This is a genomic window from Selenomonas sp. AE3005, from assembly GCF_000686945.1.
GTDB lineage: Bacteria > Bacillota > Negativicutes > Selenomonadales > Selenomonadaceae > Selenomonas_A.
The window spans coordinates 140,634-166,187 of record NZ_JMME01000001.1; the positions used below are offsets into that span (position 1 = coordinate 140,634).

The 25,554-nt window shown below is 41.1% G+C and carries 26 protein-coding genes; 24 read left to right on the forward strand and 2 right to left on the reverse strand.

Features of this window, described 5'->3' with window-relative positions; translation table 11 throughout:
* Window positions 1–2: 2 nt before the first annotated feature.
* The 8 genes from DL94_RS0100660 to DL94_RS0100695 all read left to right on the forward strand — a co-directional run bounded on the left by DL94_RS0100660 (window position 3) and on the right by DL94_RS0100695 (window position 8,389).
* Window positions 3–680 carry a sugar transferase gene (locus DL94_RS0100660; RefSeq protein WP_369793680.1) on the forward strand — a complete coding sequence of 226 codons (678 nt, stop codon included), beginning with the start codon at window positions 3–5 and terminating at the stop codon, window positions 678–680.
* 39 nt (window positions 681–719) lie between these two features.
* Entirely contained in the window at window positions 720–1,475 is a 756-nt protein-coding gene (locus DL94_RS0100665; RefSeq protein WP_028128478.1) for a glycosyltransferase family 2 protein, read from the forward strand.
* A 194-nt stretch (window positions 1,476–1,669) separates the two neighbouring features.
* The gene (locus DL94_RS0100670) at window positions 1,670–2,836 is read left to right on the forward strand and encodes a nucleotide sugar dehydrogenase (protein WP_028128479.1); all 1,167 of its coding nucleotides are present in this window, start codon (window positions 1,670–1,672) and stop codon (window positions 2,834–2,836) included.
* Between the two features lie 21 nt (window positions 2,837–2,857).
* The gene (locus DL94_RS0100675; RefSeq protein ID WP_028128480.1) at window positions 2,858–4,102 is read left to right on the forward strand and encodes an O-antigen ligase family protein; all 1,245 of its coding nucleotides are present in this window, start codon (window positions 2,858–2,860) and stop codon (window positions 4,100–4,102) included.
* 1 nt (window position 4,103) lies between these two features.
* A complete protein-coding gene (locus DL94_RS0100680) occupies window positions 4,104–5,174 on the forward strand; it encodes a glycosyltransferase (RefSeq protein ID WP_028128481.1) in 1,071 nt (356 codons plus the stop codon).
* Window positions 5,175–5,185: 11 nt separating this feature from the next.
* A complete protein-coding gene (locus DL94_RS13800) occupies window positions 5,186–6,100 on the forward strand; it encodes a glycosyltransferase family 2 protein (RefSeq protein WP_072023074.1) in 915 nt (304 codons plus the stop codon).
* Between the two features lie 166 nt (window positions 6,101–6,266).
* Window positions 6,267–7,364 (forward strand): polysaccharide pyruvyl transferase family protein, encoded by a 1,098-nt coding sequence (locus DL94_RS0100690; RefSeq protein WP_028128482.1) that lies wholly within the window; start codon window positions 6,267–6,269, stop codon window positions 7,362–7,364.
* 11 nt (window positions 7,365–7,375) lie between these two features.
* Window positions 7,376–8,389 carry an acyltransferase family protein gene (locus DL94_RS0100695; protein WP_028128483.1) on the forward strand — a complete coding sequence of 338 codons (1,014 nt, stop codon included), beginning with the start codon at window positions 7,376–7,378 and terminating at the stop codon, window positions 8,387–8,389.
* Window positions 8,390–8,933: 544 nt separating this feature from the next.
* Here DL94_RS0100695 and DL94_RS0100700 read toward each other — a convergent pair.
* Window positions 8,934–9,674, reverse strand: a complete 741-nt coding sequence (locus tag DL94_RS0100700; RefSeq protein ID WP_028128484.1) for a Fic family protein — start codon at window positions 9,672–9,674, stop codon at window positions 8,934–8,936.
* Between the two features lie 81 nt (window positions 9,675–9,755).
* Here DL94_RS0100700 and DL94_RS16375 point away from each other — a divergent pair, with 81 nt between their 5' ends.
* The 9 genes from DL94_RS16375 (at window position 9,756) to DL94_RS0100745 (ending at window position 18,569) form a co-directional block, all read left to right on the forward strand.
* Window positions 9,756–10,151 carry a hypothetical protein gene (locus DL94_RS16375; protein WP_051586230.1) on the forward strand — a complete coding sequence of 132 codons (396 nt, stop codon included), beginning with the start codon at window positions 9,756–9,758 and terminating at the stop codon, window positions 10,149–10,151.
* The gene (locus DL94_RS16380; RefSeq protein ID WP_051586231.1) at window positions 10,148–10,846 is read left to right on the forward strand and encodes a polysaccharide pyruvyl transferase family protein; all 699 of its coding nucleotides are present in this window, start codon (window positions 10,148–10,150) and stop codon (window positions 10,844–10,846) included. Before DL94_RS16375 ends, DL94_RS16380 begins: the two co-directional genes overlap by 4 nt.
* Window positions 10,847–10,863: 17 nt before the next feature.
* Window positions 10,864–12,327: an oligosaccharide flippase family protein gene (locus tag DL94_RS0100710; protein WP_028128485.1), complete on the forward strand. Its 1,464-nt coding sequence runs from the start codon at window positions 10,864–10,866 to the stop codon at window positions 12,325–12,327.
* A gap of 24 nt (window positions 12,328–12,351) precedes the next feature.
* Window positions 12,352–14,118: a thiamine pyrophosphate-binding protein gene (locus tag DL94_RS0100715; protein WP_028128486.1), complete on the forward strand. Its 1,767-nt coding sequence runs from the start codon at window positions 12,352–12,354 to the stop codon at window positions 14,116–14,118.
* Window positions 14,119–14,120: 2 nt separating this feature from the next.
* On the forward strand, window positions 14,121–15,248 hold the full coding sequence (locus DL94_RS13810) for an NAD-dependent epimerase/dehydratase family protein (RefSeq protein WP_197020692.1): 1,128 nt from the start codon (window positions 14,121–14,123) through the stop codon (window positions 15,246–15,248).
* 465 nt (window positions 15,249–15,713) lie between these two features.
* Window positions 15,714–15,950 carry an IS66 family insertion sequence element accessory protein TnpA gene (locus tag DL94_RS0100725; protein ID WP_028128487.1) on the forward strand — a complete coding sequence of 79 codons (237 nt, stop codon included), beginning with the start codon at window positions 15,714–15,716 and terminating at the stop codon, window positions 15,948–15,950.
* Window positions 15,951–16,090: 140 nt separating this feature from the next.
* Window positions 16,091–16,366, forward strand: coding sequence for an IS66 family insertion sequence element accessory protein TnpB (tnpB, locus tag DL94_RS13815; RefSeq protein ID WP_072023076.1), 276 nt, complete (start codon window positions 16,091–16,093; stop codon window positions 16,364–16,366).
* A 558-nt stretch (window positions 16,367–16,924) separates the two neighbouring features.
* The gene (locus DL94_RS13820) at window positions 16,925–17,602 is read left to right on the forward strand and encodes a transposase family protein (protein WP_072023077.1); all 678 of its coding nucleotides are present in this window, start codon (window positions 16,925–16,927) and stop codon (window positions 17,600–17,602) included.
* Between the two features lie 382 nt (window positions 17,603–17,984).
* The gene (locus DL94_RS0100745) at window positions 17,985–18,569 is read left to right on the forward strand and encodes a transposase (protein WP_051586232.1); all 585 of its coding nucleotides are present in this window, start codon (window positions 17,985–17,987) and stop codon (window positions 18,567–18,569) included.
* 230 nt (window positions 18,570–18,799) lie between these two features.
* On the opposite strand, the gene DL94_RS0100750 is transcribed toward DL94_RS0100745, so the two are convergent.
* A complete protein-coding gene (locus DL94_RS0100750; protein ID WP_028128489.1) occupies window positions 18,800–19,027 on the reverse strand; it encodes a type II toxin-antitoxin system MqsA family antitoxin in 228 nt (75 codons plus the stop codon).
* Between the two features lie 407 nt (window positions 19,028–19,434).
* Between DL94_RS0100750 and rfbA the strand changes: the two genes are divergently transcribed.
* From rfbA to DL94_RS0100785, 7 genes are all read left to right on the forward strand, one after another.
* A complete protein-coding gene (gene rfbA / locus DL94_RS0100755; RefSeq protein WP_028128490.1) occupies window positions 19,435–20,307 on the forward strand; it encodes a glucose-1-phosphate thymidylyltransferase RfbA in 873 nt (290 codons plus the stop codon).
* Window positions 20,308–20,323: 16 nt separating this feature from the next.
* Window positions 20,324–20,899, forward strand: a complete 576-nt coding sequence (gene rfbC, locus DL94_RS0100760; protein WP_028128491.1) for a dTDP-4-dehydrorhamnose 3,5-epimerase — start codon at window positions 20,324–20,326, stop codon at window positions 20,897–20,899.
* On the forward strand, window positions 20,900–21,943 hold the full coding sequence (gene rfbB / locus DL94_RS0100765) for a dTDP-glucose 4,6-dehydratase (RefSeq protein WP_028128492.1): 1,044 nt from the start codon (window positions 20,900–20,902) through the stop codon (window positions 21,941–21,943). It begins immediately after the preceding gene.
* A gap of 115 nt (window positions 21,944–22,058) precedes the next feature.
* On the forward strand, window positions 22,059–22,661 hold the full coding sequence (ruvA, locus tag DL94_RS0100770) for a Holliday junction branch migration protein RuvA (RefSeq protein WP_028128493.1): 603 nt from the start codon (window positions 22,059–22,061) through the stop codon (window positions 22,659–22,661).
* A 37-nt stretch (window positions 22,662–22,698) separates the two neighbouring features.
* Window positions 22,699–23,703: a Holliday junction branch migration DNA helicase RuvB gene (ruvB, locus tag DL94_RS0100775; RefSeq protein ID WP_028128494.1), complete on the forward strand. Its 1,005-nt coding sequence runs from the start codon at window positions 22,699–22,701 to the stop codon at window positions 23,701–23,703.
* 53 nt (window positions 23,704–23,756) lie between these two features.
* Window positions 23,757–24,380 (forward strand): epoxyqueuosine reductase QueH, encoded by a 624-nt coding sequence (locus tag DL94_RS0100780; RefSeq protein WP_028128495.1) that lies wholly within the window; start codon window positions 23,757–23,759, stop codon window positions 24,378–24,380.
* Window position 24,381: 1 nt separating this feature from the next.
* On the forward strand, window positions 24,382–25,554 hold the full coding sequence (locus DL94_RS0100785) for a SpoIID/LytB domain-containing protein (protein WP_028128496.1): 1,173 nt from the start codon (window positions 24,382–24,384) through the stop codon (window positions 25,552–25,554).

The following is a 25,554-nucleotide window of genomic DNA, read 5'->3' on the forward strand; positions in this document are numbered from 1 at the left end:
TTCTGTGCAAATGGGAAGACCTGCCCCCAGAAATGCAAAATGAGCAGGTGCGTCCCTACTATAATTATCTTGTCCAAAAAAAAATGACTTTAGCTATAAAATTCCTGTTGGATAAAATACTGGCAGTAATTCTCCTGTTGATTTTATCTCCAGTATTTATAGCTGTAGCCATTTGGATAAAATGCGATTCGACTGGGGAAGTGTTCTTCCGTCAGGAACGCGTAACCCGCTATGGAAAGAAGTTCCGTATTTATAAATTCCGTACCATGGTAAAAAATGCGGAGTCTCTAGGCAGTCAAGTAACGACAAATGCGGATATGCGGGTAACTAAAGTCGGAAAAAAAATAAGGGCCTGTCGTTTGGATGAAATTCCCCAGCTTATCAATATTCTCAAAGGTGAGATGAGTTTTGTGGGTACGCGTCCGGAAGTGCCAAGATATGTGGCACACTATACCGAGGAAATGTATGCGACATTGCTATTGCCGGCAGGTGTAACCAATGAAGCCAGTATCGAGTATAAAGATGAAGAACGACTTTTAGCTGAGGCAGATAATGCAGATGAAGTTTACATTAGTAAGGTATTACCGGAGAAGATGCGATGGAATTATAAAGGACTCACAAAACAAGGCGTGCTTGAAGACATGAAAATAATGCTTCAAACATTGGGAGCCGTGGCTTAAAAAAATGATAATTTCTAGTAAAAGGATAGATGTATTTAGATGTATGTAAAAGGATTAGTTTCAATTATTACACCAACATATAACTGCGGTAAGTTTATTGGAGACACAATTGAATCAGTACAGCAGCAAACATATACGGATTGGGAAATGATAATTGTAGATGATTGTTCTACTGATGATACAAAAAATGTAGTTGCAAAGTATCAGAAACAGGATGAAAGAATAAAATATCATTGTTTAACAGAAAACAGTGGGGCTGCTGTTGCCAGAACTAAGGCAATGGATTTAGCTACAGGGCAATATATGGCTTTTCTTGATAGTGATGACTTATGGATGCCGGATAAGCTGGAAAAGCAAATGGAGTTTATGCAGAAAAATAATTATGCATTTACAAGTACATCCTATCAACATATGACAGAAGATGGGAAAATGATGCCTAAAGTACTCAATGCGGTTCCCAAAACAGATTATAACCGGTTACTCCTTGATTGTCCTGTGGGAAATTCTACGGTTATGTATGATGTTAGTAAAATGGGGAAATTTCAAGTTCCTAATATTCGCAAGCGTAATGATGATGCCCTTTGGTTAGCTATGCTGAAAAGAGAACAGTATATACATGGATTGGATAGAATTTTAATGAAGTATAGACTTCGTAATAATTCTATATCGAGCAATAAGTGGTCTTTGGTGAAATATACTTGGCAATTGTATCGTGATATTGAGCATTTGTCGGTAATTACATCAATATGGCATATATGTTGGTGGGGTTGTATAAAGGTGTTCCATTTAAAATAAGAAAAGATACGTTCTACGATGAAGTTAGGTGCATATAAACCAGCTACAGCATTCTGTCGGGCTTCTTGGCTAATATGTAGATTGAGAGTATCTGTTTTCTCTGTGATGGAAATATCTCATTAATAATTTTTATATCGTAATGTAAATATATCGAAAAATCAATGAATATAATTGTCTGGAAGGGGCGTAGTATTTTGAAAATCGCAATTGCTGGTACAGGTTATGTGGGGCTGTCCAATGGTGTTTTGCTGGCGCAGCATAATGAAGTGGTAGCCTTGGATATTGTGCCCCAAAAAGTGAACATGCTTAATAAAGGAATTTCTCCTATTGTGGATAGGGATATCTCTGATTTTTTTGTTCATCGTGAACTGAATTTTCGGGCGACCATGGATGCGCAGGAAGCGTTTGGTGATGCAGATTTTGTGATTATCTCCACACCGACTAATTATGATCCAGAAAAGAACTTCTTTGATACATCATCTGTAGAAGCAGTAATTAGGAAAGTAATTAAAATCAATCAAAGGGCAGTGATGGTGATTAAGTCTACTGTACCTGTGGGGTATACTGAGCAGATTAAGAAACAGTTCAAGACGGATAATATTATCTTTTCGCCAGAATTCCTGCGTGAAGGTAAAGCTTTGCATGATAATCTCTATCCATCACGGATTATTGTGGGGGAACGGTCAGAACGTGCAAAAATGTTTGCTGAACTTTTGTTGGAAGGTGCAGTAAAGACGGATATCCCTACGTTGTTCACTGGTTCAACAGAAGCTGAGGCGATTAAACTTTTTGCAAATACTTACCTTGCTTTGCGGGTGGCTTATTTCAATGAACTGGATTCTTATGCAGAATCTCGTGGGCTGGACACGAGGGAGATTATCCATGGCGTCAGTCTTGATCCGCGTATTGGTGATTTTTACAATAATCCTTCTTTTGGTTATGGCGGTTACTGTTTGCCTAAGGATACGAAACAATTGTTAGCTAATTATCGTGATGTACCGCAGAATTTGATTGGGGCAGTAGTGGAAGCGAATCGGACAAGAAAAGATTTTATTGCGGCAGCTATAATTGCAAAAAAACCGCAAGTGGTAGGAATTTATAGGTTGACCATGAAAATGTCGTCAGATAATTTTCGTGCTAGTGCTATACAAGGAATAATGAAACGTATCAAAGCTAAGGGGATTTCATGTATTGTTTACGAACCGTCATTGAACAAAGATGATTTTTTTCGCTCTGAGGTTGTTGCGGACTTGGCGGAGTTTAAAAGACGCAGTGATGTTATTGTTACTAATCGATGGAGTGATGAATTGGACGATGTAGTAGATAAGGTCTTTACTAGGGATCTGTTTAGTAGAGATTAAATACGGAGTGATTTGTTATATATGAACGAAAAAGTGCATATTTATGATGATAGAATAATAATATCTTTATGTATATATATAATGTTTTTGCTGTGTTTTAATCCGTTTATATCCTTATATGTACCTAAAGAACTGCTGAGAAGTATATATATTATCCCAATGATATATATATTCTTTCGAAGCGCAAGAAAAAGAAGAATCATTGCGACTGATTATGAATTACTTATAATTGTGTATTTGATTTTTTCGTTCTTAAGATTTTGTTGTCAGATTATAGATGAGGGATTTCAAGTTATATCAATAGTAGGTTTTTTTCAGTTGTTTATGCCTGTATGGATGTTTTTTTTGGCAAAAAATATTTCATCTATTGGAAGTGCGAAAATTGAAAAGTATTTTATAATATTTGCATCGATAAGTTCCTGCTTAGGATTATTAGATATGTTCATGCATTTTTTGCCTGAGTTTGCATCTGATGATGTATATGCTGCAATTGGAAATGGAACATTTATCGTAAGAGGATATTCCTTGGCAGGCGGTCCGCTGACAACAGGATTTATCTGTGGTGTTGGGGTGTATTTTTTATTTTGGGGCTTATGTGTATATAAATATTCTAAAATCTTTTGTTTGGTAGCAGGTGGTCCTTTAGTTATTGGTTTAGTGGTTAGCTTATCAAGAGGGGCAATGTTTATGTTGCTTATAGCTTGCTTGTTTTGTGGTATATTGTCATTATTGCGAAGAAAAATGGTGTTTGATTTAAAGAAAATTATTTTGGCATTTATAATTGTAATGTTTATGATTTCTTTTACGGCAGTTTATCAAACTGAGATAGAAAATACAATGCTGTATGGCAGAATGATTAATGCAGGATTAGATATGAGCGAAGGAAGTAATAGCGCTCGATTGAATTTTTGGCAGAATGCAATAAAAGCTTTATCGGATGATATTGTATTTGGACGTGGCTTCGGTTATGTGGGATATAATGCTGCATCGTTAGAGAATATAAATGCAATAAATACAGAAAGCTATTTGTTGTCATTATTGGCAAATGGTGGCATATTGTTGTTGGGATTGTATGTTTTTATAATGGTTGCAAAACTTGTAGTAATTATACAATATGGCAAAAAAAATCAATACAAGTATTATTCTTTGGCGTTTGGTATTTTTTGCTGGAGCATAGTATATATTGTTTTGGATAGCGATTTGACAGGCATGGTTTTTTGGTACTGTCTAGGAAAAAGCTGTTTTAGTGATGAGGTGCATTTGTGACATGAGTAAAATTTTATATTGTATGCATGTGGGGTGGAATTGGATAAAACAAAGGCCTCATTTTATAGCAGAAGAACTGTCTAATGATCATGAAGTCTTTGTAATAAGTGATTATAGTTATAGAATGAGTAAATCTAGTAATAGCTATAATAATGCTAATTTGAGAGTAAGTAATTTTTATAAAATCCCATTTTTTGACCATTTTGAATGCACGGCAAAAATAAATTTTTATTTAAGAAGAATAGTATATAGATATCATTATAAGCATATTGACCCAGATTACATATATGTTATGTCTCCAAATGTTATAGAGTATTTGCCAAGGTATCGTTCTGGTGTAAAACTAATTTACGATTGTATGGATGATATGATTTCTTTTACCAGTAGTGAAGAAAAAAAGAAAAAAATAATAGATAGAGAACGCCGATTGATAAATAAAGCTGATGTTGTTATTGCAAGTAGTAATAATTTGAAAGAGAAATTAGTTAATAGATACGGTGTTAAAAAAATAACTGTGGTACGCAATGCATATAATGGTGAATTGGTTTGTGATGAATCTGATTATATCGGTTATAAAAGTAGTTATAATTTATGCTATTTTGGAACGATAGCATCCTGGATAAACTTTGATTATGTAATTAAGGCTTTAAATGAAATCGATGGGTTGGAGTTTACGTTTATTGGACCTAAACACTCAGGAATAGACATTCCGTCACATAAACGGTTAAAATATATAGGCGCAGTTCAACATGATTTGTTGATAGAGAAAGTTAAAAATGTAGATGCATTTGTTATGCCATTTGTTGTAAATGAATTAATAGAGTCTGTAGATCCAGTTAAACTCTATGAGTATATTAATTTTGATAAAAATATTTTATGTGTAAAATATGATGAGGTATTACGTTTTGATGATTTTGTATATTTTTATTCAACATATGAAGAATTTAAGGAAAAGATTATATATATGATGAGCAATAGAGGTAAAAAGTATAGTCACCATAAGCGTGCTGAATTTTTGAATTCTAACACGTGGAAATGTAGGGCTGAGATGATTTGTAAGTATTTAAAATAATAGGTGAGTAAATGTGTTCTATATGTATATTACTATCGACATATAATGGTGATAGATTTTTGCGACAACAACTTGATAGCTTGGTGAAACAAAAATTTGTTGATATGAAAATATTAGTGAGGGACGACGGTTCGACTGATGGAACCATAGAAATATTAGAAGAATTCAAAAAAAATAACCCTAATATGTTTTATTATATAGGCAAAAATATTGGGGTAAATAAATCCTTTTTGGATTTGATGATAAATGCAGATGATGCTGATTACTATGCGTTTTGTGATCAAGATGATGTTTGGGATAATGATAAACTATATTGTGCAATAAAAAAAATGAAAGATTTAAGTATCAATAAACCTAATTTATATTATTCGAATCTTAGAGTTGTTGACGAAGATTTAAATTTTTTAAGAAATTCACATCTTGATAAACACTATCAAGATAATATTTATTCTGCATTGGTTGAACCAATGGCAACTGGCTGTACAGTTGTATTTAATAAATGTGCATTAGAATATGTAAAGAATCATGTACCTAAATATTATTCTAGTCATGATGCGTGGATGTATATGTTATGCAAACTGTTAGGTAATGTCATATATGATTTTTATCCACATATCAGCTATAGGCAACATGGAGGTAATGTTGTAGGAACATACATGAAACGCGCAACTATAAAAGATTATTTTTGTAGAATTGCAAAAAGAATAGATAAAAATAAACATGTTAGATATAAGAATGTTTGTGAATTTAAAAACCTCTATGCATCTATTATTAATGGGGATGCTGCTAAAAAAATTAATAAAATTGTTAAATATAATAGCAGTTTTATGAATAGAATGCATTTATTGCTTGACCCTAGTATTCATACAACGAATTGGAGAAGAGAGCTTTTGTATAGATTTTTAATTGTTGTAGGACGACTGTAATTATTGAAAATACATAGAACGGAGAGTATCTTCCAGAAAATTAGAGAGATAGGAGTCATCACACTTTTGGAAAGAAAGTACTTTGTATTTTCCAAAAGTGCAGCAATAGCATTATTATCTTGACTATGTTGAAGTAATTTATTTCTGAATTTATAGGAGTGTAGTAATGAAGGTCGCTATATTTACGATAATAGGGAGAGGTCCAGGAACAAAACTACAAAATTATGCGTTACAGACGTATTTGGAAAATGTTTTTGATGCGGAAGTTAAAACTATTCGCAGAAGAGGATATTACTATTACCCTCTAACATTTAGAAATTCCATTAGGAATTTTTCCATAAAAGATTTTGTAAGATATATTATAAAAAAATCATTCCGAATAGGTGTGGAGGATGAAAAAAGAATTCAAGGTAATTGGCTTGATTTTGATTATAATATCAATTATACAGATTATATTTATAAAAGAAATTCTGGAGCAATAGATGCTAAACTTAATAATAAATTTGACTATTTTATTGTAGGTAGTGACCAAGTATGGAATTGTAATTGGTATCCGGATATTAATTACTTTAAACATATTGATTCAAAAAAATGTCTTTCTTATGCTGCAAGTTTTGGTGTCTATGATATTAATCAAGAACAGGCTGATAATGCTCGTGAGGCTTTAAATCATTTGAAAGGTATAAGTGTTCGTGAAGATGCTGGTGTGAAGATTGCTGAGCAATTGACGAATAAGCCTGTAGTAAGAAACATTGATCCGACGTTCCTTCTAGATAGAGAAAATTGGAAAAAAGTTGCTAAGAAACCTAAAAATGATATTGATAAGAATTATATCGTAGCTTTCTTCTTGGGGAATATTTCCAAGGAACGTCATGACAGAATTGAAAAGCTGGCAAAGGAAAATGATTGTGAAGTGATGTGGATAATGCGAAAGGAATATCCGCTTTGGGAAGATTTTGGCCCTGCGGAATTTTTGTACAGCATTTCACATGCTAAAGGTGTGGTTACGGATTCTTTCCATGGAACAGTATTTTCGATTATTTTTCGTAAACCCTTCTATTCTTTAAATCGTGATCAGAATTTGCAAAATATGAATTCGCGTTTAGATACGGTTTTAAATTTGTTCAGTCTACAAGACAGACATGTATTGGATGAGAATATGTCTGCTAATGATTTCTTGTTTACGTATTCAGCTTCAATAGATAATGTGATTAAAAAAGAAAGAGAAAGTGCAAAAAAATATTTTGAACGCATGTTTCGCTAGGGAGTGAAGAGATGCATATATATGTTGCTTGGTCTGTATTATTTGCTTTGTATGTATTGTACAAACTGCTTTTTAGAAATAGATTTTTATGCGAAGAGGCAGGTGTTTCTAGAATATATACTGATTCGATTAAGGCGTTGGCGATTATTGGTATAATGCTTGCTCATGTAGCCGTACAGTACCATGGACCGAATTATATTGGACCATTAAGATCGTTAATCGTTGGCTTAGGGGCGTTTGGGGTTCAAGTTTTCTTTTTTTTGAGTGGCTTTGGAACTTATTATTCCATACAAAAAACGAAAGGATATCTGTCTTGGGGGGGGCGACATGCTTTACGGTTAATATGCTCTTTTATGATTTGTTATGTGATTACATGTTTAATTTATTTATTGTTTGATAAAAATGTATTTGATATTCATGACTTTTTATTTCTGTTGATGCCATATTGTACGACGTGGTATTTGAAAATACAGATATTGTTTTATTTCTTTTTGGTTTTAGCGGTCATAATTTTTAGACGTTATAACCATAATGCGAATATGGTAGCTGTCTATGTGTTTATATTATCCTTAGGATGTACGTTGTTTTTACAGTATTTTGGTTTTGAAGATTGGTGGTGGAAAAGCAACCTATGTTTTGCCTTGGGGATAGGCGTAGCTATAAACATTGAGAAAATAAAATTGATAATTAATGGGTCTAATAGACAGGTTCTAATACTGACATTTGCGGCAATATGCACATATATCGTATGTATAAAATTTGATTGTCATCTTATACTGGGACCTCTATTATCAATGATAAGAATGTTTGTAGTTTTTTGCTGGTTTTATGCAATACGGTATCATACAAGGATAAAGATTATTTCAAAATATACATTAGAAATTTATCTGATACATATAGGTTTGATTAGGTTATTTATAAATGAGGTTGATGATTCTGGGGCAGTAGTGGCGTTCCTGTTATTTACTGTGCTTGCTTCATTGTTGTCAAATAAAATTGTCTCGAGAGTAACGAGTTTGATTTAAAATTCTGTTTTGAGGTTGAGAAATTGATTAGCATTAATAGAAAAGAAGATTGTTGCGGATGCAATGCCTGTGGCGATATTTGTTCTAAAGGGGCGATATATTTTGCTAAGGATAACAAAGGTTTTTGGTATCCGCAGGTTGATCAGTCAAAATGTGTAGAGTGTGGCTTATAATGCCTGGTCTATAACGCTTGCATTGTATGTAGGGTATAAATTGTTTTTTAGAGGTAAGTATATACGTGAAGAGACAGATTTTCCAAGAAGGAATCCAGCATGGCATTTAGTTATTTTTCAAGGAAAAGCCATTTTTCCGTGATCATGGATAAAAGCTTTTTCAAAACCATAATCAGCGCATCCATGTACTGTAAATCCTTAAGCTTTGACGCTTACGATTGTAGTGGATATTTGGAGTCGAAGATTATTTGAAGAGCTGAATGCTGGAAAACCGCACGTTCAGTTCTGTGAGGGGCGAATGTGAAAGCATATCGTCTACTTGACAGTAAAAAAACAGCCAGCCGTTTTATGATTGGCTGGGATAAGGCTTGTTAATGGAAATCTTTTACCAGATGCTTGCAATAAGCGGTGTATTTATCCTGGGCTGACAGGCAGGTGTCTGTCAGGTAGCCGGGTTCACGGTAAAATTCGCGCAGGCCACGGTAGTAAAACTGCTTGTGGTCATTGTCGATGATGAAGGGGATGATGTGATGGTTAAGGCATTCCTTGAATAATATCAGCCTGCCGACGCGGCCGTTGCCGTCCTGGAATGGATGAATGGCCTCAAAATCCACGTGAAACTTCAGTAGTGCATGGAAGTCGTGGTTGGATAGCTGCAGATATGAATTGATTAGTTTGCTGATTTCCGCAGCTACTTTTTCTGGTGGGCAGGTTTCTTTATCACCAATGGTGTTGGCCAGGGCTTTGTACTCGCCGACATTAAACCAATCCTGGTCGGCGTCGGTAGTATTGGTTTTGAGAATTCTATGTAAGTGTTTGATGAAATCCTCGTTAAGTGGCTGGGCGTAGTTTTGCAGGATAAAGTCAAATGCCCGGAAATGATTCATCGTTTCAATTATATCGTTGCTGTCGATTACTTCATCGCCGTTGCTGAGTATTGTGTGTGTATTAAACAAATTGATTGTATGTTCATGGCTGAGTTTGCTGCCTTCAATGCGGTTACTGTTGTAGGCAAGGCTGGTTTGAGTGAAATGATATATTCCCTTTTTATATTTTGCAGCTTTTTCAGATATCAGCTGCTTAATGAGTTTATCGACATTGTTGGTATCCATATTATCCTCCTTTGATATAAAATATCTACTTATATTTTATCATAAATTGATTGCATTTAGGGATAAAAGGAGCGTTTTATTTTGAAAATTGGTAAATTAACATTAGATGGCTACTTTAACTATGGTAATGTCCTGCAAAACTATGCTTTGCGGCAGGTGCTTTTACGTTATGCGGGGGGAGTGGATAGTCTTTGGCATGAACTGGAAAGGTTTATGGTACGGATATGGTATAAATGGTCTTGTAGAGAGCTAATAAAAGTTATCATCAACTGGCGAGGTTTTCGTAGTATTCTTTTTTCAGATTTCCATGGTATGGAAATGGTTCGTCAGGGACGTATCAAGGAATGGTGTGATAGATATATTGGAATTAAGCATGTTGGTGATTTAGAAAAGATTGCTAACGACTATGATTTTTTGTGGTTGGCAGTGACCAGGTATGGAATCCGTATTTTTCTGATTTACAGCATTGTTTTTTGACCTTTGCACCGAAAGAAAAGCGAATTGCTTATGCAGCAAGTATTTTCTGTCCGGATATTCCGGAAAAGGATAAGCCGTTATTCAAGCAAGGGCTGACGGAAATGGCGCATATTTCCATGCGTGAGCAGGCTGGGGCAGATATGGTAAAGGCATTTTCTGGCAGGGAGGTACCAGTAGTCGTAGATCCGACACTGCTGTTAACGGCAGATGAATGGCGAAAAGTCAGCCGTCAGCCGGCATGGTACCACGGCGGTGATTATATTCTGACATACTTTTTGGGGGAACGTCCTGCGGTGGTCAATAAACTTTCTGAGGAAAATGGACTGCCGGTAGTTAATATTTTGGACAAGGATGTTTATGAACATTATGTGACATCGCCAGACGAATTCCTATGGGCGATTGAACATGCCAAGCTGATGTACACGGATTCCTTTCATGGGACGGTGTTTTCCATCCTGTTCCGCACACCGTTTGTGGTTTGTAATCGTATTGGCAGTGCAGTGGAGGAAAAGATGGGGTCACGGATAGATACGCTTTTGGGTTATTTTGGGCTGGACAGCCGTCGCGGGACATTGGTCAATGACTATTTCGTTGAAAATCCACTGGCTGCTCCAGATTGGTCAAATGTTGATCGTGTATTAGAGCGAGAGCGTAGACGGGCTGATGAATATCTGAGGCAGGCATTAAAGCTGTAAGGAGGCGGCAGAGCGTAATGTTAGACAGGTACTTGGCAAAGTACAATGCTATGCCGATTCAGGTCAGGGCATCACTTTGGTTTTTTATTTGCAGTTTTTTGCAAAAAGGTATTGCAACAATAACTACCCCGATATTTACCCGTCTGCTGACTGCAGATGAGTATGGGCAGTACAGTGTATTCAATTCCTGGCTGGGGATTGTGACTGTGTTTGTATCGCTGAATCTTTATTATGGCGTATACAATCAGGGGTTGGTGAAGTTTTCCAAGGACAGGCCGGTATTTTCATCTTCATTGCAGGGCCTGACGTTTACGTTGGTATGTGGCTGGACGTTAATCTATGCTTTGATGAGCGATTTTTGGAATGCGCTTTTCCATCTGACTACTGTACAGATGTTATGCATGATGGCTTTGATTTGGCTGTCAGCGGTGTATAATTTTTGGTCATCGGAGCAGCGTGTTGAGTTCCAGTATCGGCGGATTGTGCAGATTACTCTGACCGGTAGTGTTTTAACGCCGATATTGGGTATATATATGGTGCTGCATGCGGAAGATAAGGTAACGGCTCGGATTTTAAGCACAGTCATTGTTAATGCTGTGCTGTACAGTGGTCTGTTTATTTGGCATATGCGCAGGGGAAAGACTATATATTCTACACATTACTGGCGTTATGCATTGGGGTTTAATTTGCCTTTGATTCCACATTATTTGTCGGGAACTTTGCTGAGTAGTGCAGACCGCATCATGATTCAGAACATGGTAAGTGCCTCGGCGGCGGGGATATACAGTTTAGGTTATAGTGTGTCACAGGTTATGACGATTTTCAATACTGCAATGCAGCAGACATTGGAACCATGGCGTTATAAGAAGATTCATGATGGACGGGCTGCGGACATCGCAGGAATGGCTTATCCTACACTTATGCTCATTGCTGGTGTGAATTTATTGCTGATGGTGTTTGCCCCTGAGCTGGTTGCCTTATTTGCACCACCAGCTTATTATGATGCTATTTGGATTATTCCACCGGTAAGTATGAGTGTGTATTTTATCTTTTCTTATGGTTATTTTGCCGTCTTTGAGTTTTACTTTGCCAAGACTCGTTTCATTGCCGTGTCTACCATGGCAGGCGCAGTGATGAATATTGTTTTGAATTATATATTCATTGGCTGGTTTGGCTATTACGCAGCTGGTTACACTACGTTATTGTGTTACATGATTTATGCTGGCTGTCATTATCACTTTATGCAGAGGATATGCCGGGAGAATCTCAAGGGCCAGAAAATATATGATCGGTCAAAGCTTATCAAAATATCACTAGGATTCATGGTTATAGGTTTTTTGATTATGGCGACATATCCGTATCTTTATTTGCGCTATGGTTTGCTAGGCATAATGTTGTTAGCAGGATTGATTAAACGTCGATGGCTTATAGAGACGATTCGTTCAGTTATTGAGGCCAAGAAAATTGGTAAAAATAAATAAGATCCAGGAAAGGAAGACAATGAAATGAAAGAATATAAATATTCAGCGGAGAAGAATGTACAGATATTGATTGATTTGTTAAAAAAACATAATATTAGAAAATGCGTCTGCTCACCAGGGGCTACAAATATGAATTTCGTAGCCAGTATGCAATATGATGGAAATTTTGAGTTGTACTCCGCGGTAGATGAACGTGGTGCAGCTTATATGGCAACTGGTCTTGCCTTTGAAAGTGGGGAACCCGTAGTTATCACCTGTACCGGAGCTACAGCATCTCGGAATTATTTTCCGGGGCTGACGGAAGCGTTTCATCGGAAATTGCCGATTCTAGCCGTTACGGCAACACAGGATATGGTTAATCGTGGTAATTTGTCTCCGCAATTTATTGACCGTTCTGAAATTGGTTCAGAAGTGGTCAAATTGAGTGTAGATTTACCTTGGGTGGATAATGCAGACGATGAATGGCGCGCCAATCTGGATGTGAACCGGGCACTGTTGGAACTGAGGCGTCATGGTGGCGGTCCGGTACATATCAACCTGACTACCCATTATAATAATGATACGGTGGATACGATTCCGGAGCAACGGGTTATCCGTCGCTATACCATGTCTGATGCAGAAGTTTGGCCAGAAATTCCTGCGGGGCGTATTGCAATTACTGTAGGTGCACATAAGATTTGGGATGAGAAACTTACGCAGGTTGTTGATGAATTCTGTGCTGCTTATGATGCCGTGGTCTTTACGGATCATTCCAGTGGCTATCATGGCAAGTATAAAGTTCATGCTACTTTGCCAGCTTCGCAGGAGCAATATAAATCTTCTATATTTGATATTGATCTTCTAATTCATATTGGAGAGCATTCTGGAGATTATTATGTCTATGACGCTTTGCATGGAAAAAATGTGAAGAACGTCTGGCGGGTTAGTGAAGATGGAGAAGTCCGGGATACCTTCCATAAACTGACAAATGTATTTGAGATGTCGGAAGTTGCATTTTTCCAACATTACGCTGATAAAGCAGAGCATAAGGATAAGGATTCTTATTATAAAACCTGTCGGGATGAGATTGAAAGCTTTAATGCTGCGGTGCCGGAACTGGCCTTTTCTAATATCTATTTAGCTCATGAAATTATTCCATGTTTGCCAGAAAATTCCTTTGTGCATTTTGGTGTCAGCAATACAATGCGTTCCTGGACTTTCTTTGAACTGCCAGAAACGGTACAGTCCATTGCTAATATTGGCTGTCGAGGGATAGATGGTTCCTTGTCCACCGTGCTGGGGATGTCGCAAGCCGACAGGGGAAAGATTCACTTTGCTGTATTGGGGGATTTGACGTTCTTCTATAATATCAATGCGCTAGGGAATCGTCATGTGAGCAATAATTTACGCATTTTGCTTGTGAATAATGGCCGTGGTACGGAATTCCGGATTTATCAGCATCGTGCGCAGAAGCTTTTGGGTGATAATGCTGATGCATACGTAGCTGCTAAGGGGCATAATGGCAGAAAATCACAGTCACTGATTAAGCATTTTGCGCAGGATTTGGGCTATGAATATATGACGGCTTCGAACAAGGATGAGTTGCAGAAGGTTATGAAGCGGTTTTTGTCCCCTGAATTAACGGAATGTCCTATGTTGTTGGAAGTCTTTACAGATAGTCAGGATGAAAGTGATGCACTGTATGCCATTCGCAATATACGCCATGATGCCAAAAGTGTTGGCAAAAACATGGTACGCAATGTGTTGGGAGAAAAGGGCGTTAGTGCAATGAAAAAATTCATGGGGAGATAAGCGTGGCGAAACAGATTTTGGTGCTTGGTGGTACCGGTGCAATGGGGAAACCTTTGGTTGAAAAGCTGGTGGGCATGGGTCATGAAGTTACCGTAACCACCCGTAGTAATCATCCAGATACAGAACGGCTGCATTATCGGCAAGGTAGTGCACGGGAGGAGGTGTTTCTATATCCCTTGTTAGAGGAAGTGAAATGGGATGCAGTGGTGGATTTTATGGTCTATAATACCAGTGAATTTGCGGGACGGGCAGAAAAAATATTGTCGTTGGTAAAGCAGTATATATTTATCAGTTCAGCTCGGGTCTATGCCCAATCAGATAATCCCATTACGGAAGAAACACCACGACTTTTAGATACTAGTAGAGATGAGGAATATCTGCGTACTGATGAATACGCACTGACTAAAGCAAGGCAGGAAAATATCCTGATAAATTCCAGATATAAAAATTGGACCATTATCCGGCCTAGTATTACATATAATGACTACCGTCTGCAATTAGGTGTGTTGGAAAAGGAAAATTGGCTTTACCGTGCGTTGCATGGCAGAAGTATTGTTTTCTCACAGGATATAGCTGATAAAATAACTACCATGACCTGGGGGCAGGATGTGGCTGATGGCATTGCATCTGTGGTGGCTAAGCTCACAGCCTGTGGGGAAATATACCATGTAACAGAGCAACATTCCGAGCGCTGGCAGGAAGTCCTGACAATTTATCTCAATACAATACAGCAGATAACTGGCAAGCGCCCTAACGTGATTATGACGAAGAAAAGTGATTGCTTTGTTTTTCCAGGTCGTAAATATCAGATTATATACTGTCGTTATTTCAATCGTCACTTTGACAGCAGCAAGATTGGTCATTTTACGAATGTGGAAGGATTCAAGCGGGCAGAGGCTGGTCTTGCAGAATGTCTGCGGAACTTCCTGCAGAATCCTGTATTTCGAAATATTGACTGGTGTCTGGAGGGGGTTCTTGACCGGTCAAGCAAAGAAGTTACGCCATTGTCAGAAATAGATGGTGTAAAAAACAAATTGAAATATCTGATGTACAGGTATCAGGTGCCAGGGATAATCGGTCTGTATAAAATAGCTGTAAAAGGGTACAAACGCATTAAGATAGTTGTCTAATAATACTTAGTAAGCTGCGAAATATAATATTTTAGCATTAAACCTAACTGTATAATCCACGAAGTGTTCTATTTGTTTAAACCTCAAATTTTACAGTTGTGAAACCATCCAATAAATTAAGGGCGGTTTTACACTTGCGAAGTTTGGTGTGCCAGTTCGGCGTGAGTAGTATAGTTCAGTAAAATTCCTAATCCGATAAAACCTAACAAGGAGTCGGTACTTAGCTTTTGATTAAAGCAGTTAAGAATGAGGGGGCTTCTTTCAGTGGTTTGTTGATTCTTATGTGTTTGGCAACGCTAACTGCTGGTCGGGTTTTGAAACGTAAGCACTCTATGAGAAGGTGTATGTAATTGACTCCGTTCATATGAGATAATGTAGAGAACCAAGTGGAATTGTAGTTTTTGGAGTTTTTGTATTGTAGTACAAAAACTCCAAAAGTTGATTTGTAGGAGGTTCGCTATTATCATGAAAGTTATTACCCGTAAATATAAGCTGGAAAAATGGAAGGCTATCATTACCAATCAAATGGCCAGCGGCCTAACTGCTGCGGAATACTGCCGTCAAGAAGATTTGCCAATATCCACATTCTTTTACTGGAAAAGGACAATCAGGCAGGAGTTAATTGCTCAAATGGAAACACAGTTTTCTAAGCCTGCTATTGTTGAAGTACCACTCACGGTATCGGAGACTCCTCTCGAATAAGCGCCGCCGGCATCGCCAACAACGTCAATTGAACAGAATAAGCTTACACTTAAATGGGCTTCGGTAACGCTGGAGGTATATCCGGATACTTCTCAAAAGCTGCTGCGTGAAACGCTGCAAACGCTACGGGAGGTCTTCCAATGCTTGTAAATCAGGTTTTGGCTGACCGGGTATTCATCATCTGTGGCAAAACAGACATGTGTAAAGCAATCAACGGACTGGCTGAGATTGTGCATAATCAATATAATCTAAATCCTTACGAATCCGCAGCATTTCTTTTCTGTGGCCGTAAGGCTGACAGGATGAAATGCTTGTACTGGGATGGCAATGGATTTTTGCTGTTGTACAAACGGCTGGAAAATGGTCAGTATCAATGGCCTAAGACAGCCAATGAGGTTCGGAGTATCTCAGAATAGCAGCTCAGATGGCTCCTGGAAGGGCTGGCCATCGACCAGCCCAAAGCGGTTCGGGAAGTTCATCTAACACGAGTCAATTTAATTTGTCATTCTAGGTAAAAGTGCCAAGAAGCCTTATATTTACTGGCTTTACGGCACTTTTTGTGGTATAATAATTCAGTATAGATTTTTAATGAAAAGCGGTGAAATTCTTGGGCGAAAAAATTACGGAATCGCATTAACAAAATAAAGATTGGGAACGTGCTTACCATTTGTTGGAAAAAGATTATCAGGCTCTTTCTGAGCGTTACGAGACACTTTGTAAAATGGCTTTTGGCGTGCATTCCGAGAAGAACAAGACTATTTTAATCCAGATCAGACGCTGCTCTTTAATGAAGCAGAACTGGCTGCCGGCGGTCACCGTATCGAAGATGAAACGGTTGAGATTGCTGCACATAAACTGAATATACCGGGCCAAAGGGCTCTTCCGCACAAAACCGTAATGTATACACTTCCTGGCCACTATCGTATGTTATAATATAGTAAATGACTAATTTTTTTAGCGGGAGGTGCATTACGATGAAGCCCACGAAAACAGCTCTGGATTTACATGAGTTTTTTCCTGTTGCTTTGGAGATTTATGATATCGTTAGTGATGAAAATCAAATTACGATATACATGAAATCTAAGAGTAAAGAATGCATTTGCCCCGCATGCGGTACAATTTCCCAAAAACATCACGGAACGTATCATCGCCGTGTGCAAGATTTACCGATTTTTGGGAAGTCTTTCTGGCTAGATATCAATGCTTATGAATATCAATGTGAAAATCCAGACTGTTTAAATATGTCAAATGTTGAGACTTTCCAAGGATTTCTTCAATATAGAAGACGAATGACGGATCGGTGTGCATTCTTCATCTGTGCTCTAGCACTCGAAACCAGTTGCGAAACTACTGCTGACATATGCAATGCTATGGGAGTTCAAGTCAGTGGAGATACTGTAATTCGAATGCTGTTATCAAGAGCTGAGGATTGCCCTGCGGAAGTTGTTGGTGACTTGGTTGGAGTGGATGACTTTGCAAATAAGAAAGGTCGCACATATTGTACCGTACTGGTAAACGGAGAAAGCCATCGGATTATTGACATTTTTGAGGGACGCGATTCTGACACATTGAAGGCTTGGCTGCAGGAGAATCGACATGTTCATCGTTTTACCAGCGACCGTGCCAGTAGTTATGCAAAAGCAATTGCTTAAGTTCTGCCAAATGCTATGCAGATTGCAGACAGGTTCCATTTGCATCAAAACTTACTGGATTGTATAAAATCAATCCTTGATAACGAACTACCTGCTAGAATTAAAATACCAAAGGAAACGGCAGCGCCGGAGCAACAGATCCCTTTAGCACGAGAGTCCGAATCAAAAAAAATGTGGAACCATGCAAACCAAGAAAATCCGAACGTAATCGACAAATTGTCTATCAATCCATCCGTGACATGCTGAATGCACATTATAGCTATCGACAAATTGTCGCGATCTTGAAAGTATCAAAAAAACCATTGCTAAAGTTTCCAGCGGAAATATAGAAAATCTTTGTCAGACCAGCTGTCAATCAATTTGGGATCCATACAGTAATGAAATGTTGGATGGAATACGGGCAGTCAAAACTGGAAAAGAAATATATATTGAATTAGAAAATCGCTACAAAACCATTGGGAAGTTGACCTCGTTTTACAATTACATTGTACAACTGGCCAAAGACGCTGGTCTAAAACTGGAACGGTATCACCATCGCCCCATGCCTTTACCCGATGGAACTATTCCTAAAAAAGATTTTGATTGCATAAAGCGAAACGGTGTCCTTCAATACCTATGGAATGGTTTAGAAATAAGTCAGCTACATTTAGATTATCTATATCGCGAATATCCAATTATCCCCTTGCTAAGAAAACGGATATTGGAGTTTCGAGAAATTTTCCGGTGGAAAAATCCATACTTGCTATTCCTGTTCATAGATAATTGCAAAGAGGGGGACAATGTGAAATTATCGAGATTCGCAGATGGTTTAAATCAAGGCCTAGAAGCTGTACTGAATGCAGTAGTAAGCGATTTGAGTAACGGCTTTGTTGAAGGAATCAATAATAAGATTAAGATGGTAAAGCGGGTGATGTATGGTCGCTGTAAATTACCACTTTTGAAGGCAAAGCTCATTGTTTGCGGATGAGCCCCATTCACCGGACAGGCGGGGATATGTGCCCCGATATATTCATGCTGGTCAGGTTCTTTTCGTATATAGGATACACCGAATGATTTTCCGCTTACGTTAGTGTAGCGATGGAGAAGTGCTTTTAGTATGCAATATCTAATCTAGTAGAACAAAAATGAGCCTGACCAATTTTCGGTCAGGCTAAAGATTTATACGAGCAGTTATGTTTTTAGCGTAGTTGAACTAAATTATGCTGCTGTTTGGTAGTCAATTACAGCAACATCCTGCATAAGTTGCGTAGCGAGCTCAATGATATGATCAATTTTTAGCATAACTTCATGAGAAATTTCGATTTCGCCACATTGATCACATTCTTCGCAAGGTACATTTTTGATGACTATTACTGTATTGCCAATCTGGGCAGTATATACTGTGGTGCTAGGAATGATATCACCTTTGCAATAAAAGCAAGACATGATTATTTCCTCCTTGTCTTTAAATCAGGTTCAAATTTTTCAAGGTTAGGATTGACCATTTTATCTTGCCTTCATGGCAACTAGTCTGCACATCTTGAATAGAAAACATAAAAATCCCTTCAATGTCATTTTCTTATATTATATTGTAGCTTTTGCTAAAAAACAAGTATAAAAGAGCAGGGGTGATGATTAGTGATAAAAACAGCAGTTTTTACTGGCCTTACGGGATTATTAGGTACTGCATTAGTCAAGACTCTGGCTGTGTTTGCCGTGTAAACTTATGTGGACATTCGTGATGCGGTTGACAAGAAATCTAGCTTAAGTTTACTTTTATTAGTATAGATTTTGCTTATATCTCGACACTGTAGTATAATAGAAAAAGATTTTGTCAAAAGGGGAGAATGGCCTTGATAAAAAAAGGAATTATATTGGCAGGCGGTTCGGGGACGCGGCTTTATCCGCTGACGAAGGTGGTTTCTAAGCAGCTGATGCCTGTATATGATAAGCCGATGATTTATTATCCGCTTAGTACGTTGATGCTGGCCGGGATTAAGGATATTCTTATCATCACGACGCCGCAGGATAATGATTTGTTTAAGGCGCTGCTGGGGGACGGCAGCCAGTTGGGGCTTAGTATTTCCTATGCAGTGCAGCCCAGTCCTGACGGTCTGGCGCAGGCTTTTTTGATTGGTGAAGATTTTATCGGTGGCGATGGCTGTGCTTTGGTACTCGGGGATAATATCTATTACGGTTCGGATTTGGCGCAGTCGGTGCAAAGGGCAGCGGCGCAGGAGTCCGGGGCGACGGTGTTTGCTTATTATGTATCTGACCCGGAGCGGTACGGCGTGGTGGCGTTTGATGAACATGGCCATGCTTTGAGCCTTGAGGAAAAACCGGCGCAGCCCAAGTCGAATTACGCTGTGACAGGCCTGTATTTCTATGACCATGACATTGTGGACGTGGCTAAGTCCATCAAGCCGTCAGCGCGCGGCGAACTGGAAATCACTGACGTTAACAAGGTTTATTTGGCGCGTAATAAGCTGCAGGTGGAAAAGATGCGCCGTGGTTATGCGTGGCTTGATACGGGGACGCATGAGTCCCTGCTCGATGCAGCGGCTTTTGTGCGCACGATTCAGGCGCGGCAGGGACTTAAGATTGCCTGTATCGAGGAAATTGCCTATCGCATGGGATATATCGATGCGGCGCAGGTGGAAAAACTGGCGCAGCCATTACTGAAGAACGAGTATGGCCAATATCTTATCCGCATGATTGAGGAATAAGGAGTTTTTTGCTGGTATGAAAGTAATTGAAACGAGTATCGCTGGTGTGCTGATTGTCGAGACGGATGTGTTCGGTGACCATCGTGGGTATTTTACGGAAACGTATAATAAGCCGAAGTATGAGGCCTTGGGCATTACGAATGATTTTGTGCAGGATAATATGAGTTTTTCAGCACAGAAGGGGACTTTGCGGGGGCTGCACTGGCAGAATCCGCCTTATGCCCAGGCCAAGCTGGTTTCCTGCTCCAAGGGCAAAGTTATTGACGTAGCTGTGGATATCCGCAAGGGGAGTCCGACTTTTGGCAAGTGGGTTTCTGTGGAGCTCAGTGCAGAAAATCATCGGCAGTTTTATATTCCGCGCGGCTTTGCACATGGTTTCCTGACTTTGACTGATGATGTGGAATTCCGCTATAAATGTGATAATGTCTACAACAAGGCAGCGGAAGGCGGCATGCGTTATGATGCGCCGGAAGTAAATGTCAACTGGGGAACTTTGCTGGCAGGCATAGAACCCGTGCTCAGTGAAAAGGATACGACGGGCCCGACTTTAGCCGACAGTAATAATCAGTTTGTATATGGGGAGAATTGCTAAATGAATATAATTGTTACCGGTGGTGCCGGTTTTATCGGGGCCAATTTCGTTTACTATATGCTTAAAAAGCGGCCGGCGGATAAGATTATCTGCTTTGACAAGCTGACCTATGCCGGCAATATGGAAACACTCAGCAAGGCCATGGAAAATGATAAGTTTAAGTTCATCCGTGGGGATATTGCTGACCGCAAGGCTGTTTACAGATTGTTTGAGACGGAAAAGCCGGACGTAATTGTGAACTTTGCGGCGGAGTCCCATGTTGACCGGTCAATTGAAAATCCGGAGATTTTCCTGCAGACCAATGTTATCGGCACGAGCGTTTTGCTCGACGCCTGCCGTAAGTACGGTATTGACCGTTATCACCAGGTGTCTACGGATGAAGTATACGGCGACCTGCCGCTTGACAGGCCGGATTTGTTCTTTACGGAGACCACCAACCTGCATACTTCCAGCCCTTATTCGGCGTCCAAGGCGTCGGCGGATTTGCTGGTGATGGCTTATAATCGCACATATAAAGTGCCGGTGACTATTTCCCGGTGCTCCAATAACTACGGCCCGTTCCACTTCCCGGAAAAGCTGATTCCCCTGATGATTATCAACGCTCTGGCCGATAAGAAACTGCCGGTGTACGGTGACGGCCTCAATGTGCGCGACTGGCTGTACGTGGAAGACCACTGCGCGGCTATCAATCTCATTTTGGAGAAGGGTAAAGTCGGCGAAGTATATAATATCGGCGGCCATAATGAACGGGCCAATATCGATGTGGTAAAGACCATTCTGCAGCAGCTGGGCAAGGGCGAAGAACTTATTGAATACGTGGGTGACCGCAAAGGCCATGACCGCCGTTATGCTATTGACCCCACAAAGATTCATGAGGAGCTGGGCTGGCTGCCGGCAACGAAGTTTGAGGACGGCATTAAGGCGACGATTCAGTGGTATCTGGATAACCGCCAGTGGTGGGAAAACATCATCAGTGGTGAGTATCAGGATTACTATGACCGCATGTACACGCAGAAATCCTCGCTGGAGTATGCCAGAGTTTGACAAGTCAATAGGTATTTTACAGGCTGACAGGTCAAATTTGACTGGTCAGCCTGTTGTTTTTCGTGCTATACTAGATAAGTTATGAGGAACCTTTTTTAGCGGAGTGACTAGCTGTATGATTGGATTTTTACGGGGCCAGGTAATGGCGTTAAAGACAGATTACTGTTTGCTGGATGTAAACGGCGTGGGGTACCGGGTATTTGTGGCCGGTTCCACGCGTAATAAACTGCGGCTGAAGGACGAGGCCAGCCTTTATACTTATATGAATGTGTACCAGGACGGTATTACCCTGTATGGTTTTGCCACGGAGGAAGAATACGATGTGTTCCAGCTCCTGATTGGTGTGTCAGGCATTGGCCCCAAGGTGGCCCTGGGGATTCTTTCCGGCATTACGGTGGAAGGACTTTGCAAGGCCATTCAAAATAAGCAGGCGACGGTGCTGACCAAATTGCCGGGGATTGGCAAGAAGTCGGCAGAAAGGCTGATTCTGGAGCTTAAGGACAAGGTGGGCTTTGCGGCTGGTGCCGGCACAGAGGAAATGCTGACACTGGATATGGAAGGTCCTGTGGGTGACGATATCGTCAGCGAGGCTCAGGCAGCACTTATAGCGTTGGGCTACAGTCAGGCCGAGATTGCGCCGGTGCTGAAAAAAGCTGTAAAGTGCAAGACAACGGAAGAAATTATCAAGCTGGCATTAAAAGAGCTGAACAGATTTTAAGGAGGGCTGAGGCTTGGCTGAGGAAGATTTTTACGACATGGATATAGACGATGGCCGCATTGTGGCCATGGATGAACAGCGGGCCGATGACTGGCAGTACAGCCTGCGCCCCCGGAAATTAAATGAGTACATTGGTCAGGACAAGGCCAAACAGAATCTGGAGATTTTCATTCAGGCGGCCATGAACCGCGGCGACGCGCTGGACCATGTGCTGCTTTATGGTCCGCCGGGACTTGGGAAAACCACGCTGGCCGGGATTATCGCCAACGAAATGGGCGTAAATTTCCGGCAGACTTCGGGCCCGGCCATTGAACGTCAGGGTGACCTGGCGGCCCTGCTCACCAACCTGCAGGAGCACGATGTGCTGTTTATCGATGAGATTCACCGCCTGTCCCGGAGTGTGGAGGAAGTTTTATACTCCGCTATGGAGGATTTTGCGCTTGATATCATCATCGGCAAGGGGCCCAGTGCCCGGTCTATTCGCCTGGATATTGCGCCGTTCACGCTGATTGGGGCTACTACCAAGGCCGGGGCCCTGGCGGCGCCGCTGCGTGACCGTTTTGGTATTATCTCGCGGCTCGAATATTACACGCCGGAGGCGCTGGTGACGATTATCAAACGGGCGGCAGAGATTTTGGAAATACCCATTGAGGAGCGCGGCGCGCAGGAAATTGCCCGCCGTTCCCGGGGGACGCCGCGTATTGCCAACCGCCTGCTTAAACGTGTGCGTGATGTGGCTCAGTATGAGGGTAAAGATGTTATCACCGACGAAATTGCTGATAAGGCTTTGTCCTTGCTGGAAGTTGATAAGGCTGGCCTTGACCATACGGACAGAAGGATGCTGCTGACCATGGTTAAGAAGTTTGGCGGCGGCCCCGTGGGGCTTGATACGCTGGCGGCGGCTATCAGCGAAAGCACGGATACTGTGGAAGATGTGTTTGAGCCGTTCCTGATTCAGCTGGGCTTTATCAACCGCACGCCGCGCGGACGTGTCGTAACCAAGGCCGGTTATGAACATTTGGGGATTCCCTATCCCGAATAATTAAAGCATAGCGTTATTGATGTGTATATATATTTGCGGCAGGGGAGTAAATTATGAAGTTGCTATTACATATGTGCTGCGGCCCTTGTTCCTGTTATCCGGTTAAAAAGCTGCGGGCAGATGGGATTGAGCCGGTGGGATATTTTTTTAATCCCAATATTCATCCCTACAAGGAATGGGAGGCGCGGCTGAATACAGCCCGGGAGTTTGCGCAAAAGGTCAATATGGATTTTATGGCTGATGAAAATTACCGTCTGCGTGATTTTTTGAAACGGGCGCTGCCGGCGGAGGCCCTGCCTAACGGCCGCTGTACGATGTGTTATACCTGGCGGCTGGAGGAGGCAGCGCGGATTGCGGCTGAACATGGTTTTGACGCGTTTACCTCCACGCTGTTTTACAGCATCTACCAGCAGCATGATTTGATGAAACGCACGGCGGAAAGGTTTGCGGCGCAGTACGGCGTAAATTTTTATTATGAGGATTTCCGCCCCGGCTGGCAGGAGGGCATAGATATCAGCCAGGAGCTGGAGCTCTACCGTCAGCCCTATTGCGGCTGTATATTCAGCGAGGAAGAGCGCTACAGCAAGGCTATTCGCAAACAGCGTAAAAAGGACAATAAGGCGAAAAAACGTGCCCGGCTCGAGGCTGAGGCCAAAGCGCGGGCAGGGGAGGCATGACATGAAAAGACTGTTGCTAACTGGATTGTGTCTGTTGGCTGTGTCCCTGTACCCGGCAGGTTTGGCCCAGGCGGCCTGGCAGCCGGAGCTTTTGGTGTCCTTAAAGCAGAGTACCGATTCGGTGCGCCTGTCGGGCAATATGCCCGTGGTTTTGCGACGCCTGGATAACAAAAAAGTCCTTTGGGAGGGCAAGGCCAGGGAAAATGCTGTGCTGACTTTTGGTGCCAAGGGGTGGGAGCTTAATGGCAGGAAACTAGCCAAGGCTGATTCGGTGGCTTTGGAACTCGTGACGTCTGATGAAAAACAGCTGACTAAGCAGGTCAGTACACTTGACTATAAGTCTTACCGCGGCGCCTTGCGCCTGCTGCCGCGTAAAGGAAAAATACAAGTGCTGAACCGGGTGCCGGTGGAGGAGTATCTGCGCGGTGTGGTGCCGGAGGAAATGCCGGCCGAATGGAATGTGGAGGCTGTTAAGGCGCAGGCGGTGGCGGCTCGTACCTATGCTTTGGGGCACCGCAAGCGCCATGGGCAGGAAGGTTTTGATATTTGTACGACCACGCACTGCCAGCAATACAGCGGCACTGCTGCCGAACGTTCCGCGGCCAATAAGGCCATTGACGCTACCTATGGTGAGGTTTTGCATGGCGGCGGCAATCTTATAGATGCCGTATTTCACACGGACTCTGGCGGTATGACGGAGAACAGTGAAGATGTCTGGGGCAGCCGGATATCTTATCTGCGCGCAGCCAGGGAACTGCGGCAGGGGACTTATCCCTGGGAAAAGAATGTGTCTGCCGTGGAACTGACGGGACTCTTAGCCCGCCGGGGGAAAAATATCGGTGAACTGCAAAAGATTGAGCTGTCGCCCCTAAAGTTTGGCCAGGCCGGCAGGGACAGGACGGTGTCCGGCCGGGTGAAGAACGTCACCTTTATCGGCAAGAACGGCCGGGCCAGCATGAGCGGCAATGACCTCAGAAGTCTGCTGGGACTGAAAAGCACCGTGTTTTCCATGAGCCTTAACCGCAATGTGGTGTTTATCAATGGTTACGGCTGGGGACATGGGCTGGGCCTTTCCCAGTATGGCGCCAAGGCCTATGCTGACAGCAAACATTGGGACTATAAAAAGATACTAGCCCATTATTATAATGGTGCAGAACTGAAGAAATTATATTGA

Excerpts from the sequence above, each read along its gene's own strand:
- DL94_RS0100780 (WP_028128495.1), top strand. The coding sequence starts at position 23,757 with ATGAAGTTGCTATTACATATGTGCTGCGGCCCTTGTTCCTGTTATCCG.
- tnpB (WP_072023076.1), top strand. The coding sequence starts at position 16,091 with ATGCTTGTAAATCAGGTTTTGGCTGACCGGGTATTCATCATCTGTGGC.
- DL94_RS0100695 (WP_028128483.1), top strand. The coding sequence starts at position 7,376 with ATGCATATATATGTTGCTTGGTCTGTATTATTTGCTTTGTATGTATTG.
- DL94_RS13820 (WP_072023077.1), top strand. The coding sequence starts at position 16,925 with ATGAAGCCCACGAAAACAGCTCTGGATTTACATGAGTTTTTTCCTGTT.
- DL94_RS0100690 (WP_028128482.1), top strand. The coding sequence starts at position 6,267 with ATGAAGGTCGCTATATTTACGATAATAGGGAGAGGTCCAGGAACAAAA.
- DL94_RS0100710 (WP_028128485.1), top strand. The coding sequence starts at position 10,864 with ATGTTAGACAGGTACTTGGCAAAGTACAATGCTATGCCGATTCAGGTC.
- DL94_RS0100715 (WP_028128486.1), top strand. The coding sequence starts at position 12,352 with ATGAAAGAATATAAATATTCAGCGGAGAAGAATGTACAGATATTGATT.
- rfbC (WP_028128491.1), top strand. The coding sequence starts at position 20,324 with ATGAAAGTAATTGAAACGAGTATCGCTGGTGTGCTGATTGTCGAGACG.
- DL94_RS0100700 (WP_028128484.1), bottom strand. The coding sequence starts at position 9,674 with ATGGATACCAACAATGTCGATAAACTCATTAAGCAGCTGATATCTGAA.
- DL94_RS0100745 (WP_051586232.1), top strand. The coding sequence starts at position 17,985 with ATGTTGGATGGAATACGGGCAGTCAAAACTGGAAAAGAAATATATATT.
- DL94_RS13800 (WP_072023074.1), top strand. The coding sequence starts at position 5,186 with ATGTGTTCTATATGTATATTACTATCGACATATAATGGTGATAGATTT.
- rfbB (WP_028128492.1), top strand. The coding sequence starts at position 20,900 with ATGAATATAATTGTTACCGGTGGTGCCGGTTTTATCGGGGCCAATTTC.
- DL94_RS0100750 (WP_028128489.1), bottom strand. The coding sequence starts at position 19,027 with ATGTCTTGCTTTTATTGCAAAGGTGATATCATTCCTAGCACCACAGTA.
- DL94_RS0100675 (WP_028128480.1), top strand. The coding sequence starts at position 2,858 with ATGAACGAAAAAGTGCATATTTATGATGATAGAATAATAATATCTTTA.
- DL94_RS0100785 (WP_028128496.1), top strand. The coding sequence starts at position 24,382 with ATGAAAAGACTGTTGCTAACTGGATTGTGTCTGTTGGCTGTGTCCCTG.
- ruvA (WP_028128493.1), top strand. The coding sequence starts at position 22,059 with ATGATTGGATTTTTACGGGGCCAGGTAATGGCGTTAAAGACAGATTAC.
- DL94_RS0100725 (WP_028128487.1), top strand. The coding sequence starts at position 15,714 with ATGAAAGTTATTACCCGTAAATATAAGCTGGAAAAATGGAAGGCTATC.
- DL94_RS0100680 (WP_028128481.1), top strand. The coding sequence starts at position 4,104 with ATGAGTAAAATTTTATATTGTATGCATGTGGGGTGGAATTGGATAAAA.
- DL94_RS0100665 (WP_028128478.1), top strand. The coding sequence starts at position 720 with ATGTATGTAAAAGGATTAGTTTCAATTATTACACCAACATATAACTGC.
- ruvB (WP_028128494.1), top strand. The coding sequence starts at position 22,699 with ATGGATATAGACGATGGCCGCATTGTGGCCATGGATGAACAGCGGGCC.